Genomic DNA, 16,047 nt, shown 5'->3' on the forward strand with positions numbered 1-16,047 from the left:
ATTTAAGTTTTAAATGCATTCTTTTAGATAATCTTTTAAAAAATAATTATTTGAATGTATTTATATCTTATATTACATTAGAATAATGAATAAGATTATATAATAAATTTTATTACCATATCCACATATCACACTTGAGTTAATATAATTTAATAATAAAATATAAAGATAAAAGTAAATAAAAGATAAAAGTATTATTAATGAATCTATTAACACATTTAAAATAAATAATGGAATAATGAATCATTAACTCAATAAAGGAAGAAATATGACAAATTGGATAGATGCTGAAGTAACACAGATAGAAAATTGGACCGATACGTTATTTAGTTTAAGAATTCGAGCTCCAATTAATACTTTCATCGCTGGGCAGTTTGCTAAATTAGCCCTGATAATAAATGACAAATATGTACAACGTGCCTATTCTTATGTAAATGCACCTAAAGATTCTTTATTAGAATTCTATTTAGTTAAAGTTCCAGGAGGGCAGTTAAGTACATATTTACAAAATTTAAAATCTAATGATAAACTATTTATAACTAAGGATGCATATGGTTCTTTTATATTAGATACTATTCCAGATTCTGAAATTTTATGGATGTTATCTACTGGGACAGCAATAGGTCCGTATTTGTCAATATTACAACAAGGAGATAATCTTGATCGTTTTAAACATATTATCCTAGTACATGCTGTGCGTTACACTAACCATTTAAGTTTTTTACCATTGATGCAAAAGTTATATTATAAATATATGGATAAATTAAAAATTATAACTATCGTCAGCCGTGAAAAAAATATAAATTCTTTACATGGACGTATACCACAATTAATTAAAAACGGTGATTTGGAAAACGCTGTGGGTTTAAAGATAACATCAAATAATAGTCATGTTATGCTTTGTGGAAATCCAGAGATGGTACGTGATACTCAGCAATTATTAGAAAAAACACGAGAAATGCATAAACATTTTAAGCATAAAGCTGGCCATATAAGCACTGAACATTATTGGTAATAATATAAAATAAGCGTAAATATATCTGTAAATATATCTTATATATAGTAAAATAATTCTAGAATAATTATCAATTATATTTTTTGTAAGAAAAATATAATTTATTTCTCTTGTGAACTTTTAAGTTTGTAAAATTTTTTGTATTATTTATAATAAAACAAAAATTATTTGTGCACTTTTTAAGTGCAATTAGAAACCTATAATATTTTAAATTTGAAAAATGAAGTATATTCATTAAATATATATTTATATAATAAATATTATGGAGAAAAAATGCGATACCCATTGGTATTAGGTAATTGGAAGTTGCATGGTAGCAAGGATATACTTACAAAAGTACTCAATGCCATTTGTAATAACTTAATTACTATTAAAAATTATAATGTTGTAATTGCACCACCTATCATGTATTTAGAATTAGTAAACAATCTAATTAAGATGAGTTATATTTCATTAGGCGCACAAAATGTTGATATTAATGTTAGTGGATCGTTTACAGGAGACATATCAGCTAATATGTTAAAAGATGTTGGTGTAAAATATGTTATTATTGGTCATTCTGAACGTCGTCTCTATCATAAAGAAACCGATGAATTAATCGCTAAAAAATTCAATGTATTAAAAAACACAGATTTAGTGCCAGTTCTATGCATAGGCGAGACAGAAAAAGAAAAAATAACTGGCCAAACAGAAAAAGTATGTACTCGTCAAATTGACGCTATATTAGAAACGTTAGGTATAGAAGCATTTATAAATGCAGTAATAGCTTATGAACCGATTTGGGCCATAGGTACTGGAAAATCATCTAATGCTAAAAGCGTACAATTAATTCATAAATATATTCGCAAACATCTTGCTAAAAAAAATATATCGATTGCTAAACAAGTGATCATTCAGTATGGTGGATCTGTAAATGATCAAAATATTATTGAATTACTAAAAGAACCAGATATTGATGGTGTATTAGTAGGTACTGCTTCATTAAGTTCTAGTAATTTTACCAAAATTATTAAGGCATCAGTCACAACAACTACAATGTTTGAATAAATATTCAATGAATTAATTATTATATGTATTATATAATAGCTAGATCTATATCTATTGATAATCATAAAGTTAATATAGTTTTTTTGCAACATCTAACCAATCACTCTTAAATGGACGTTTCATATGCTTAAGAGCATTAATAATATCATGATGTACCATTTTTTCATTTTGAATACCAACACAACGTCCTCCGTAACCTTTAAGCAGCAATTCAATTGAATACGCCCCCATACGCGAAGCTAAAATACGATCGTAGGCACAAGGGGCACCACCACGTTGAATGTGACCAAGCACAGTAGAACGTGTTTCACGCTTAGTTTCAGTTTCAATATAGTAAGCTAAATCAACAATATCACATATATGTTCAGTAATAGCTACTATTGCATGTTTTTTACCTTTACGAATACCAATCTTAATTTGAGCTAATAACTCTTCACGAGTGTATATAATTTCAGGTAAGACAATAAATTCACAACCACCGGCAATAGCAGCTGCTAATGTTAAATCACCACAATAACGTCCCATTACTTCTATAATAGAAATACGTTGATGTGAAGAAGAAGTATCACGTAATTTGTCAATAGCTTCTACAATAGTTTCTAAAGCTGTGAAATAACCGATTGTATAGTCAGTACCGGCTACATCATTATCAATAGTCCCTGGTAATCCAATACATGGAAATCCCATTTCTGTTAAGCATTTTGCTCCCATATAAGAGCCGTCTCCACCAATAACTATCAATGCATCAATACCACTTTTATTCATATTTTTTATAGCTATTTCCTGAATTTTATTTTCGCAAAATTCAGGAAAACGTGCAGAACCAAGAAATGTACCCCCACAATTAATCATATTAGATACACTATAATGGTTAAGATTAATCATTCGATTTTGATATAATCCTAGAAAGCCGTCGTAGATACCAAAAACCTTAAGTCCTTCGTTTAGAGCGCAACGTACAACTCCGCGAATAGCTGCATTCATACCTGGGGCATCTCCTCCGCTCGTTAGTACAGCAATTGTTTTGATCATGACAACCTCTAGTTTGTTCAAAATCTATGATTATTTATCATAGCAAATTTATGTATTTATATTATGTAAATCTTTTATTGAGTTAAAATTTTAGAAATGCTGTTTTAAAAAAAAATATATATATATTTTTTTTATTTTATCTGTATATATTTTAGAAATTTATTATCTGGTATCTCATACATAACTAACAATTATTTATACTTTAAAATAAACCTAACTAAATAATGAGTCAAAGATAATGCACTACATAATTATTTATTAATTAATATATACAAATGATATTAATTAATAAATCAATAGGTTTAAATAAATTGTAAATTATAAACTATTGTTAGCTGATAACTTTATATTATTTTGTATATTTTAATATAAAAAATATCAATTTAAATATATAATACAAATTTTATTTAATATATAAATTTAAAAAAAGATTAAATTTATATAATTTTACTTGTATATATATATATGGAAATTTAATTTTTAATATACTTAAATAGTAATTTATCTAAATTTATGTGTTTAAATAAATTAAATTTAAATATTTATAAATATAAAAATGTATAATAATTAATTATATAAATATATTTGTTAAATATATTTATATAATTAATTATTAATTAAGATTAAATACCATCACCAAAATCATTGAAATATTGATCCATGTCCATGGATGGTTTGTCACTAACTGGTTTGCCTACAATACGTGCAGGTACACCAGCAACCGTAGTGTGAGATGGCACTGTTCTTAAAACTACAGAACCTGCACCAATTTTTGCACCTTGTCCTACATTTATATTACCTAAAATTTTAGCTCCTGCACCAATCATAACTCCTTCCCGTATTTTTGGATGTCTATCCCCAATAGTTTTGCCAGTGCCACCTAATGTAACTGATTGTAAAATAGATACATCATTTTCTACTACAGCTGTTTCACCAATTACTATTCCAGTAGCATGATCAAGCATAATACCACGACCTATATTTGCAGCTGGATGAATATCTACACCAAAAGAAACAGAAATTTCATTTTGCAAATAAGTAGCTAAGGCAAATCGCTTTTCATTCCATAACCAATGAGAAATTCTATAAGCTTGTAATGCATGAAACCCTTTTAAATATAACAATGGTATTAAATATTCATGAACAGCAGGATCACGTTGTCGAATAGCTTGAATATCATAACAAGCTGAAATAATTATTTTTGGATCTTTTTGATGTGCTTCGTCAATTATTTTACGTATAATAATAGCAGGCATAATTGAATTAGATAGTTTATTTGACAAAATATAACTTAGCGCACTTTTAAAAGTATTATGATTAAGTAAAGTTTCATGATAAAATTTAGACAATATAGGTTCATAATCTATTGTTAATTTAGCTTCAACTTTAATATTACTCCAAATTAATTCTAATTCTTTAGGAAACATTTTATTATGACTCCAATAAAAATATTGAGTATCTTTTATAGATATTATAAGTAATATATATATTAAATTTTTTTATTTTAATATGAATAATTCAGTATATTTAATATAGCTTCTCTTGCAGGTTTCTTACAGTACAATACTTGGTACATCTGCTCAACTATTGGCATTCTTACATTAACACTTTCAGCTAATAATTTAATTTCTTTATTATTACTATAACCTTCTATAACTTGTCCAATAATATGTCTTGCTTCTTCAACACTTTTACCTTCACCTAACATCATACCAAAATAACGATTACGTGATTGATTATTAGTACATGTTAATATTAAATCACCTAAACCAGCCATATCTGTAAACGTAGCAGGATCAGCTCCTAATACTGTACCTAACTTACTCATTTCATTTAAACCATTAATAATCAATGTAATACGAGCATTAGAACCAAAATTAATTCCATCTGAAATACCAACACTAATTGCAATAACATTTTTAATTGCAGCGCTGAGCTGTACACCAATATAATCTGAACTATGTTTTATGTGAAGAAAACTATCATAAAAAAACTTGTTTTGTAAATCTTTAACAAATTGTTTATCATTAGATACAAGTGTTATAGTAGTTGGTAATCCGATCGCTAATTCTTTTGCAAATGCAGGACCAGCAATTATTGCCAATGGTATATTATTACCTAGAATTTCGCGTGCAACATCGTATAATAAGCGACCTGTTCTTTTTTCTAATCCTTTAGTCGCCCATACGATTCTTGAATCTGGTCGTAAGTGATGTTTAATTTGTATTAGAATATTACTAAATGCATAACTAGGAACTACTATTATTAAATCCTGACTAGTATTAACAACTTTAGCTAAATTAGATTCAGGAATTAACATGTTAGAGAAAGGTACATTAGGCAAAAAAGTATTATTACATCGATCATGTTTTAACTTTGTTATAAATTTATCATTATATCCCCATAGTAAGACTAAATGTTTATTACGAGCTAGTGCAACAGCTAAAGCAGTGCCATATGAACCAGCACCAATGACGCTAACTGAACTATTAAAATATGTCATTGAGCATTCTTCGGGCATGATGATTTTTGATCCTCTTGCTGTAAGTATTTAATAAATAATGCATCAAAATTAACAGGGGTTAAATTAAACTGAGGAAAAGAACCGCGGGATACTAAACTTGTAATGCATTCCCTAGCATACGGAAATAAAATATTTGGACAATAAGCACCTAAGCAATGTGTCATCTGATTACCAGTAATACCACTTATGCGAAATATACCTGCTTGATGAATTTCACATAAAAATGCTGTTTCTTTACTAATAAGAACAATAACAGTAACATGTAGAACAACTTCATAAACCTCATCATCTAACTGGGTAGATGAAGTATCTAAATCTAGTTTTACTTCTGGTTCCCAGTTTTCTTGAAAAATTTTTGGAGATTTTGGTGATTCAAAAGAAATATCTTTAGTATAAATACGCTGAATCTGAAATTGTATTTCGTTAGCATTATCTTCTAACATGTTACTGAATCCTGTAATTGTAAATTACACATTAACCAATTAATAATTTATATTTAAATAACTTATATTCTTATAATACTTTTAACTACTATTGATTTTTAGCGCATATCTATCATGAATAAAGAACTAGAAATTATGCTAAATCAATTATTTTAAATTTTATTAAATATTATTACATACGAACTAATGGTAAATTTTCATCAATCCAGGCATTCATTCCATTACGTAGTACATAAACATCAATAAATCCCATAGATTTTAATTGCATTGCTGAATTTATAGCATTATTACCTGTGTTACATACTATAATTATGGGTTTTAAATTGTTCTTTTCTAATTTACCTAAAATTCCTTTTTTTATATCTGGTTCTGTTATATTAAGAGCTCCTGTAATATGTCCTTTATTATAGTCATTATGAAAACGAATATCGACTACTATTGCGTCTTCTTTATTTATAAGACATATTGCTTCGATACAATTAATAATTTTTACTTTTAAAAAAAATCTTTTTATAAGATTTAAAATTAGTGATATAAGTAGCATAACCCATATTGCACTGAGCACAACATGTCTATTTATAAACTCAATAATTTCTTGCATGAGAATTTAACCATTTCATACTAAAGATAATCATCTAAAATTAATGATAATAAATATCTATATATTATATTAAATACATAAAATTGCGATTTTATGGGATAAAAGTTTATTTATTTAAATAATCATACATAACTTAATCATTTGTTGATTTAATTATTTGGTTTAAAAATAAATACTATTATGTATGATATAGTAAATATAAAATAACATTGTTCAAGAATATAAATTCTCTATATTTATTTATAAATTTATTATAATACTATGCATTTTATATTTTTATTTATTAGTAAGCAGGTAAGGTTTATATCGTGTTCTAAAATTTTAGTTATCATGTAGTTATAGAAAATAATATACTATAAATATCTGTAATTAGTATTACAATCCTATGATTATATAATACTATATATATAAGTAAGATAGCTATTAAAATTCCTTAAATTATTCATGAAATATTAAGTTTTTTGCTTAAATCCTCTTGATAATTAATGATATAAATACATCATAAAAAAGTAATTTAAATAAAATTATATATACTATAAATAAATAATAAAATGTGTTATATAACACAAATATAAATAATTATATAGATAATTAAATGAGTTTTAATTCATTTAATAGGAAAAGATTATACATATAATAAATAATTATGATTTTTATCTTTTTGATTTTTTTATCATGATCATTAATCAAAAGGTTTTAAGAATTCGATTCATACATACTTATATTTAATAATATATACTTTAAAATATTTAAAGTGTATATTATTATAGATGTATGAATTTATTGATACAGTAAAACTTACTTAATAAATTTTGTATATAATTCAAAATATTTATTTTAAAACATATACTGTATATATAGTATAACAAATATAAGTTTAATATGTGATATAAAGCTACTAACTTCTAGTCAATCAATAAACAGCTCATTATGTATTATGTATAAATTTAATGATATCATCATATAGTCATGAGAACACTATTTAATTCTGTATATAATTAAAGGATATAATATTAAATTTACATATCTACTGTTTTTAACACAAATCCAATAAATTATCATATAAAATATATATTAATCATATAATATAATGAACACATTTATATATATCAAAAAAAACTATTTCTATATGATATTAACATTATTTATTTTATGATATTAGCTACTATAATGTAAGTATAATACATTAAAATGCTTGTTTTGTTTTTTATATAAAGAGATTATAATTTATGCAAGCTGAAGAACAACGTTTAATAGAGGGTTTGTTTCAACGTTTGAAACAAACTGAACAAAATGCAAGTCAACGAGATTCTGAAGCAGAAAAACAAATTCAGAAATTTATTCAACAACAACCAGCTGCTCCTTATTATATGGCACAATCGATTTTAATTCAGGAAGCTGCTCTTAACCGATTAAATGAACAAATTAAAAATTTACAAGATAGAATCAATCAATTACAGATATCTCAACAATCTGCTGGTAAAGGATTTTTTGGCAATTTATTCCGTTGTAATAGAAATAAAACAATACAACAACCACAATCTCAAATGTCACCTTTAAACTATAATAATAGTTATACTACAACGCAACAACCTTCTAGTTTTCCTCGAACTAGTAGTTTTATGTCAGGTGCTTTACAAACTGCAGCAGGTGTAGCTGGAGGAGTAGTATTAGGAAACATGCTAACTAACATGTTTCATCATTCAGCTCCTGAAGATATAATTAATAGTATTGAAGATGATCCTATAACATCGTTGTCAGAAACGAATGATTCATTTCTAAATTATGATTTAGATGCAGGTAATCTAGACACATTTAATGATATTTCTGACAGTCATTTTCTTGACCATAATGATATACAACAAAGTAATGAATTTAACAGTACTGATTTTAATATCGACGATGATGGTTTCATTTAACAAATATTAAATAAAATTTTTAATATTTTAAATAACTAAAATTAAACTTGTATTACAGCTACAAATATATTTTGTAGCTGTAATACATAAATATATTGAATTTTTAATATTCATTAACAATGAATACATATTATATCAAAACATCTTTTATTCAAAAATAAAATTATTTATGTATATTTTATACTGATTTACTATGCTGTAGTATATTTAATAGAAATTATTCTAAAGTGACTCTTTCTAAAATATCCAATGTAATTTTTTAAAAAAATATAGCTATAAAATCATTGTATTTAAAATATATTTTTCTGTAAATTTATTATTCACTTCTAAATAAAATATTACTTTTAATTAACTTTAGTTAATTTTTAAATTTTATTTAAATCTATTACCTGAAATTTAAAATTCATATGGTATGTAAAATTTATTGACTATTTAAAATAAAAAGCTTGTATGTATACATATAAAATATATATACATTAATATTCTTTATTTAAAATAAATGTTTTTGCATTTATAAAATATCGCTATTATTTATTTAACTATTATAAATTTTATAGAAACTAAATTTTTAGAAAAAATTAAATAATTGTATTATGCTATAATTTATTGAAATTTATCCAGTCATCTAATTAATAGATATACAACTTTAATTAGTTAATAACTTTAAAATTATAATTATATTGACACATATTATATATATGTATTGAATTTAATAAAAATTTTTAAAAATAATAAAAAATATTTTTGTATTTAGTTTGATAGGTAAGATATATGATTATTGTTACCGGCGGTACGGGTATGATTGGTAGTAATATTATTAAAGCCTTAAATATTCTTAACCACGCTGATATCTTAGTTGTTGATAATCTTAAGGATGGTCATAAATGTGCAAATCTTGCAGATTTAAATATTATAGATTACATAGATAAAAAAGATTTTCTTAATTATATTAAGTCTAATAGAACTTTTGGTTCTATTAAAATAGTATTTCATAAAGGTGCTTGCTCAGATACTACTGAATGGGACGGCAAATATATTATGGAAAATAATTATCAATACTCAAAGGAAATTTTACATTTTTGTCTTAATTATAAAATCCCTTTTTTATATGCCTCTTCTGCTGCTGTTTATGGTATTCGTAAAAAAAATTTTATTGAAGAACGCCAATATGAAAAACCACTTAATATTTATGGTTATTCAAAAATGTTATTTGATAACTATGTACGACAATTATTACCGTGCACAAATTCACCTATATGTGGTCTTCGTTATTTTAATGTTTATGGACCACGTGAAGCACATAAAGGAGCCATGGCGAGCATAATATTTCATTTTAATTCGCAGATTAATGAAAAATTAAGTTTAAAACTATTTGAAGGTAGTAGTAATTTTTATAGAGATTTTATTCATGTAGATGATGTAGTTGCATTAAATTTATGGTGTTGGAAAAAAAGAATTTCTGGTATTTATAATTGCGGAACAGGTCATTCTACTTCCTTTCAGGAAGTAGCTAATATAATATTAAGCTCTTACAAAGAAAATTTCATTGAATACATTCCATTTCCCAAAGAAATGCAAGGTTATTATCAAACATTTACACAAGCTAATCTTACTAAATTGCATCAAATTGGTTATACAAAAAAATTTAAAACAATTAATAACGGTATTAATGAGTATATAATGCAATTAAATCAACAAATTAAATCAATAAAAAATAATAAAGAATGAAAATTCTAATTATTGGTCCTTCGTGGATTGGTGATATGGTAATGTCGCAAAGTTTATATAGAACCATTAAAAAAAACTACACTCATTCAGTAATTGATGTTATAGCACCTATCTGGTGTTGCTCATTACTATCATATATGCCTGAAGTTAACCAAGCATTAATAATGCCATTCGATCATGGTATATTAGCTTTTAATAAAAGATATCAACTGAGTAAAATTTTACAGCTAAATAATTATGATCGATCATATATATTACCCAATTCCTTTAAATCAGCACTAATACCATTTTTTGCTGGTATTCAACATCGTATTGGTTGGCGTGGTGAAATGCGTTATGGTCTTATTAATGATATGCGTATACTAGATAAAACTGCATTTCCACTTATGGTTGAACGATATATAGCACTAGCATATGAAAAAACTTTTATTTCTGCAAAACAGTTACCCAAACCGTTGATGTGGCCAAAATTAAAAATCAATGAAGAAGAAAAGCGTAAAATAAAGTCTAAATTTGTATTTTTATCTATTCGACCAATTATTTGTTTATGTCCAGGTGCAGCACTTAGTCTAGAAAAATGCTGGCCACATTACCATTATGCAGCATTAGCTGAAAAATTAATTAAAGAAGGTTATCAAATAATATTAATAGGTTCAAAAGAAGATCATAAAATTTGCAACAATATTATCCAATTGTTATCAAATTCAGCTCGTATATTTTGTAAAAACTTAGCAGGTAAGACTCAACTTACACAAGCATTAATTTTACTTACACAGTGTATCGTTGTAATAAGTAATGATTCTGGACTTATGCATGCTGCAGCAGCACTTAATTGTCGGCTAGTAGTTTTATATGGTCCAAGTAGTCCAATATTTACTCCTCCTTTATCTCATCAGGCACGTATTATTCGAATGGATGAAAATTGCTATAAAATATATAAAAATCATATTAATAAAGATGGTTATCATCACAGTTTAATTGATATTGAGCCTATACATGTATATAAAGAATTAATGATTTTATTGAATTCATCAAAAAATTTAATATGAAAGTTTTAATCGTGAAAACTTCATCAATGGGCGATATATTACATACATTACCTGCAGTTACTGATGCAATGAATATTTTGCCAAAAATCTGTTTTCATTGGGTAGTTGAAGAAGATTTTTTACAAATTCCAGCATGGCATCCAGCAGTAGCGCGAGTAATACCTGTTGCAATTCGCCGATGGCGCAAACATTGGTTTGGTAGACAACAATCAAAAGAACGTAGACAATTTAAAACAGAATTACAGTTAAATAAATATGATTTAATTATAGATGCACAAGGACTTATTAAAAGTGCTGTGTTAATTACACGTTTGGCTCAAGGCAAAAAACATGGATACAATTGTCAAAGTGCACGAGAATCTTTTGCTGGATGGTGGTATGATAAAGGTCATAGGATTAATAAAGATCAACATGCCATAGAACGAACTCGAGAATTATTCTCGAAATGTTTAGACTATAAAAAACCAAAAAACTTAGGAAATTATGCTATTGCGGAACATTTTTCTTCATCATTAACTAATAATACATATGAATATTTAATTTTTATACATTCTACTACAGATACTAATAAACATTGGCCAGAATTATACTGGCGAAAACTAATTCAGTATATACAATCAAATATCTTAAAAATAAAACTTCCCTGGGGATTAAAACATGAATATTTACGTGCTTGTCGCTTAGCTAAAGGATTTAAATATGTAGAAGTTCTACCTAAATTAACGTTGGAGCAGATTGCTATGCAATTAATAGGTGCACGAGCGGTGGTATCTGTAGATACAGGATTAAGTCATCTAACAGCAGCTTTAGGACGCCCGAATATTACCTTATATGGACCTACATACTCACAATTAATTGGTAGTTATGGGAAAAATCAAATTTCATTAACTTCTTCTACTCAACATCTTAGTGATTTAAAAGTAGAGTATGTACTTCCTTATCTTCAATCCATTTTAGATAAGAACATTTTATAAAATATCTTTTAATGTATTTTTTACTATTACCTTTTCGAAATATTTTACGTTTTTTTTAAAAAAACAAGAAAGAATTTAATAGTTCAAACAACTAAAATCGATGATTTTATTAATATTACTCCTATGCTACATGCTTTAAAAAATTCGGATATTTTAATTAGTCGTATTGTAGAACCATTAGCACGTTATGATAGTACTATTACTCATTTTTATTTAATTGAAAAAGCCAATAAAATTTTTTACTAAAATTATATTAGTGTTTAAGTTAATGAATAATTATGATAATATTTATCTCGTTTATCCTAATAGCATAAATCTTTTTTTACATCTTTATGTAATGCGACCAATAAACAATTTTTAAAAACATATGCATATAAGCTTTATTATAAATATTTTTATAATAACTCTACTGGCATGGTAGAACATACTAAATTAGATTTAACTTTAAATAGCTATTTAAAGCTAATTAATCGAATCTTTAAGTATACAAATTTTCCTAAACATGCAACTTTTCCTTTACATATTCAATCAATCATCAATCTATCATTGATTCATGTAATATAGGGATAAAAATTGGAATAATTATTGTAGCTGGCAATAAAATAAAAATTATTCCAACTAAAATATAGATTGAACTTATTGATTTACTTGATATTTTTATGTACATTTTTTTTATATTTGGTAGTATTGATGAAAGATCTTGGTTTGATAACTTATTAAAATTAACAGGAAAAAAAATATTGTAAATTTACTTGGTCAATTAAAATTAGAGGATGTACCGTGGGCTATTTCTCAAATGAACTTTTATATTTCTTCTGATTCAGGTAATGGTTATATTGCTGATTCACAAAATATTCCAATTATCATGTTTTATGGTCCTTGTTCATTCCAAGAACAACGACCAGTACAAAATGTACTTTTAATTGGTCCAGAAGAAAATATACAAGCTTCAAGTTTTGTTTTTGACACAAAAGTTCAAGTTAAGCAATTTACTAAAGATTTATTTATTTTAATTGAAGAAAAAATAGAGAAGATCAAAATCTTTATCAAAGATAATTTAAAAATTTTACTTACAATATAACTAATTAATTATATTAATAAAATTAATTAGTATAATTAACATAAATTAATTTTATTAAAATCAATATTATTGATATGTTCTTATTATTTAATATTCTTGAATGTTATAAGATGGATATTTATTTACATGAGTAAATTACGTATAGCAATTGTTCGACAACAATATCATTTAGATGATGGAGCAGAACGTTTTATTTCAAATATATTAGAAATATTAAATAATAAAGAATTTGATGTTAATCTTATTACGCGTAGTTGGAAAAATACAGGAAATATCAATTGGAATGTACATATATGCAATCCAATAAAATTTGGTAGGATATCTCGTGAATATCATTTTGCTAAGATTGCACGTGCATATTAGAAACATGAGAAATTTAATATTATACAAAGTCATGAACGTATTGACGGATGTAATATTTTTAGAGCTAGTGATAGTGTACATCGTATTTGGTTACAAGAATGTATGCGTACTATATCACCATGGAAATGTTTAAGTAAAGTTTTAAGTCCTTATCATAGGTATATACTTAAAGCTGAAAAACATTTAATTCATCATCTTTAAAAGCTATAATTTGTAATTCAAAATGGTAAAAGAGGATATTTACGCTATTATTCGCTTGATTCTAATATGATTCATATCATTTATAACAGTATAGATTATCACAAATTTATGCCAACTATAAAAAAAGATCGGTATTTTTCAAGTTTGCAACTTAATCTTCCTTGTAATGCTACTGTCATGATTTACGTCGGTTTTGATTTTAAAAGAAAAGGATTATCGTCATGCTATTAGAGCTATTGCAAATACTGATCGGTATTTAATAATAGTTGGTCAAGATAAGCAATTACCTAATTATAAAAAATTAGCAAATAATCTTAATTGTTTAGATCGATTAAGAACTGTTAGTTTACAAAAAATATGCAATTATTTTATCATGCAGCAAATGCTTTATTACCTACATTCTATGATCCATTTTTTAATATAGTATTAGAATCAATGGCTTGTGGTTTAGCCATAATTACCAGTAATAGATGTGGAGCTACTGAATTTATTCGTGATGGACAAGAAGGTTTTATTCGTGATGCTTTAAATATTAAAGGATTAAATGAAGCTATATTAGCAACACCATCACTTACAAATAATTCTATTATGGGTGAAGCTACACGGCATAAATCCAATCTATTTAGTCATAGATATCTATCAAAATCATTAACTACGCTTTATAAATTAGTATTGAATTAATGTTTTAATAAATCGACAAAAATCTTAAATTTAGGTAAAATTATTAGTTTTAATTATATATTTTAATATAGCTTAATATCAATAAATAATAATGCGTACTATGATAACCTTATATACGATTTTATCGTATTTGATTCAGCCATTAATTTGGTTATATTTACTCCTACGTAGTCAAAAATCACCTAATTATCGTGAACGCTGGGCAGAACGTTATGGGTGGTATGGACATTGTGTTAATAAAATACGACCAAATGGTATTGTGTTGCATTCAGTTTCGTTAGGAGAAACTATCACTTCTATTCCTTTAATTCACGCATTACTTAATCGTTATCCAACATTACCAATTACTATAACTACAATGACTCCTAGTGGTTCGGACTTTGTACGTTCATCATTTGGTAAAACTGTATATCATGTATACCTTCCGTACGATCTTCCTTCTGCTATAAATCGCTTTTTACAAAATGTCAAACCAAAATTAGTAATTATTATGGAAACCGAATTATGGCCAAATATTATTTATACCTTACGCCAAAATCATATTCCATTGATCATTGTTAATGCACGTCTATCAAAGTATTCCACTATACGTTACCAAAAAATTGGTAGTTTTATGAGGAAATTATTACAATATATAACGTTAATAGTTGCTCAAAATTCTGAAGATGCTAAGCGTTTTCTTAAGCTAGGATTGAATAAATCTCAATTAGTAATAAGCGGTAGTTTAAAATTCGATACATCATTAACTAATAACATAATCATTAAAACCATGATATTACGTAGAGAATGGGCTGCGCATCGTCCAGTGTGGATAGCAGGAAGTACTCATGAAGGAGAAGAAGTAATTATATTAAATGTACATCGCAGATTATTACAGCAATTTTCTAATTTATTACTAATTTTAGTACCTAGGCAACCAGAACGTTTTCATAATATTTATGATTTAACAAATAAATTTGGTTTTATTTCCATGTTACGAAGTAGTGGAGAAGTACCTTCTGATTCTACACAAGTAATAATAGGTGATACAATGGGAGAATTAATATACTTATATGGTATAGCTGATATTGCTTTTGTTGGAGGCAGTTTAGTTAAACATGGAGGGCACAATCCCTTAGAACCTGCTTTACATGCTATTCCAGTGCTTACAGGTCCTCATATCTGGAACTTTAAAAATATCTGTATGAAATTATATCGAGAAAAAGGATTGATTATTATTAATAATGCTTCTTCCATGGAGAAAGCATTAGTAAATTTATTACAAGATAATAAATATCGACGCTTCTATACCTATAATGCGATAAAAGTGTTATCCGAAAATCAGGGCTCAGTATATTCTATAATTAAACTACTAGAACCTTATTTACTACCTTTAATAAATGATTAATA

The 16,047-nt window shown here is 26.1% G+C and carries 14 protein-coding genes and 1 pseudogene; 10 read left to right on the forward strand and 5 right to left on the reverse strand.

All coding sequences use genetic code 11. The features are described 5' to 3' along the window. The first annotated feature begins 268 nt into the window (after positions 1–268). Together fpr and tpiA are read left to right on the forward strand one after the other, a co-directional pair. Positions 269–1,015: a ferredoxin--NADP(+) reductase gene (gene fpr, locus FD727_RS03175; protein WP_159938712.1), complete on the forward strand. Its 747-nt coding sequence runs from the start codon at positions 269–271 to the stop codon at positions 1,013–1,015. 273 nt (positions 1,016–1,288) lie between these two features. Further along, on the forward strand, positions 1,289–2,062 hold the full coding sequence (gene tpiA, locus FD727_RS03180; RefSeq protein ID WP_159938713.1) for a triose-phosphate isomerase: 774 nt from the start codon (positions 1,289–1,291) through the stop codon (positions 2,060–2,062). A gap of 69 nt (positions 2,063–2,131) precedes the next feature. Here tpiA and pfkA read toward each other — a convergent pair whose 3' ends face one another. The 5 genes from pfkA to FD727_RS03205 all read right to left on the reverse strand — a co-directional run bounded on the left by pfkA (position 2,132) and on the right by FD727_RS03205 (position 6,662). After that, complete coding sequence (gene pfkA, locus FD727_RS03185) at positions 2,132–3,094, reverse strand: 6-phosphofructokinase (protein WP_159938714.1); 963 nt, start codon at positions 3,092–3,094, stop codon at positions 2,132–2,134. Positions 3,095–3,717: 623 nt separating this feature from the next. Further along, positions 3,718–4,521 (reverse strand): serine O-acetyltransferase, encoded by an 804-nt coding sequence (cysE, locus tag FD727_RS03190; protein WP_159938715.1) that lies wholly within the window; start codon positions 4,519–4,521, stop codon positions 3,718–3,720. A gap of 77 nt (positions 4,522–4,598) precedes the next feature. Next, complete coding sequence (gpsA, locus tag FD727_RS03195; protein WP_159938739.1) at positions 4,599–5,597, reverse strand: NAD(P)H-dependent glycerol-3-phosphate dehydrogenase; 999 nt, start codon at positions 5,595–5,597, stop codon at positions 4,599–4,601. Beyond that, on the reverse strand, positions 5,594–6,061 hold the full coding sequence (secB, locus tag FD727_RS03200) for a protein-export chaperone SecB (protein ID WP_159938716.1): 468 nt from the start codon (positions 6,059–6,061) through the stop codon (positions 5,594–5,596). Before secB ends, gpsA begins: the two co-directional genes overlap by 4 nt. 172 nt (positions 6,062–6,233) lie before the next feature. Next, a complete protein-coding gene (locus FD727_RS03205; RefSeq protein ID WP_159938717.1) occupies positions 6,234–6,662 on the reverse strand; it encodes a rhodanese-like domain-containing protein in 429 nt (142 codons plus the stop codon). Positions 6,663–7,891: 1,229 nt separating this feature from the next. Between FD727_RS03205 and FD727_RS03210 the strand changes: the two genes are divergently transcribed. The 8 genes and pseudogenes from FD727_RS03210 to waaA all read left to right on the forward strand — a co-directional run bounded on the left by FD727_RS03210 (position 7,892) and on the right by waaA (position 16,045). Next, positions 7,892–8,581: a DUF2076 domain-containing protein gene (locus FD727_RS03210; protein WP_159938718.1), complete on the forward strand. Its 690-nt coding sequence runs from the start codon at positions 7,892–7,894 to the stop codon at positions 8,579–8,581. Positions 8,582–9,352: 771 nt separating this feature from the next. Then, a complete protein-coding gene (gene rfaD / locus FD727_RS03215; protein WP_159938719.1) occupies positions 9,353–10,309 on the forward strand; it encodes an ADP-glyceromanno-heptose 6-epimerase in 957 nt (318 codons plus the stop codon). Further along, positions 10,306–11,358 carry a lipopolysaccharide heptosyltransferase II gene (gene waaF, locus FD727_RS03220; RefSeq protein ID WP_159938720.1) on the forward strand — a complete coding sequence of 351 codons (1,053 nt, stop codon included), beginning with the start codon at positions 10,306–10,308 and terminating at the stop codon, positions 11,356–11,358. The genes rfaD and waaF overlap by 4 nt, the downstream gene beginning before the upstream one ends. Next, on the forward strand, positions 11,355–12,332 hold the full coding sequence (gene rfaC / locus FD727_RS03225) for a lipopolysaccharide heptosyltransferase RfaC (protein ID WP_159938721.1): 978 nt from the start codon (positions 11,355–11,357) through the stop codon (positions 12,330–12,332). Before waaF ends, rfaC begins: the two co-directional genes overlap by 4 nt. Before the next feature lie 123 nt (positions 12,333–12,455). After that, complete coding sequence (locus FD727_RS04095; RefSeq protein ID WP_255454575.1) at positions 12,456–12,578, forward strand: hypothetical protein; 123 nt, start codon at positions 12,456–12,458, stop codon at positions 12,576–12,578. A 541-nt stretch (positions 12,579–13,119) separates the two neighbouring features. After that, a complete protein-coding gene (locus FD727_RS04055) occupies positions 13,120–13,413 on the forward strand; it encodes a hypothetical protein (RefSeq protein ID WP_236393570.1) in 294 nt (97 codons plus the stop codon). Between the two features lie 126 nt (positions 13,414–13,539). Beyond that, positions 13,540–14,658 (forward strand): annotated as a pseudogene (locus FD727_RS03235) (glycosyltransferase family 4 protein). Between the two features lie 100 nt (positions 14,659–14,758). Further along, a complete protein-coding gene (gene waaA / locus FD727_RS03240) occupies positions 14,759–16,045 on the forward strand; it encodes a lipid IV(A) 3-deoxy-D-manno-octulosonic acid transferase (RefSeq protein ID WP_159938722.1) in 1,287 nt (428 codons plus the stop codon). The last annotated feature ends 2 nt before the right edge of the window (positions 16,046–16,047 follow it).

The organism is Pantoea sp. Mhis, assembly GCF_009830015.1.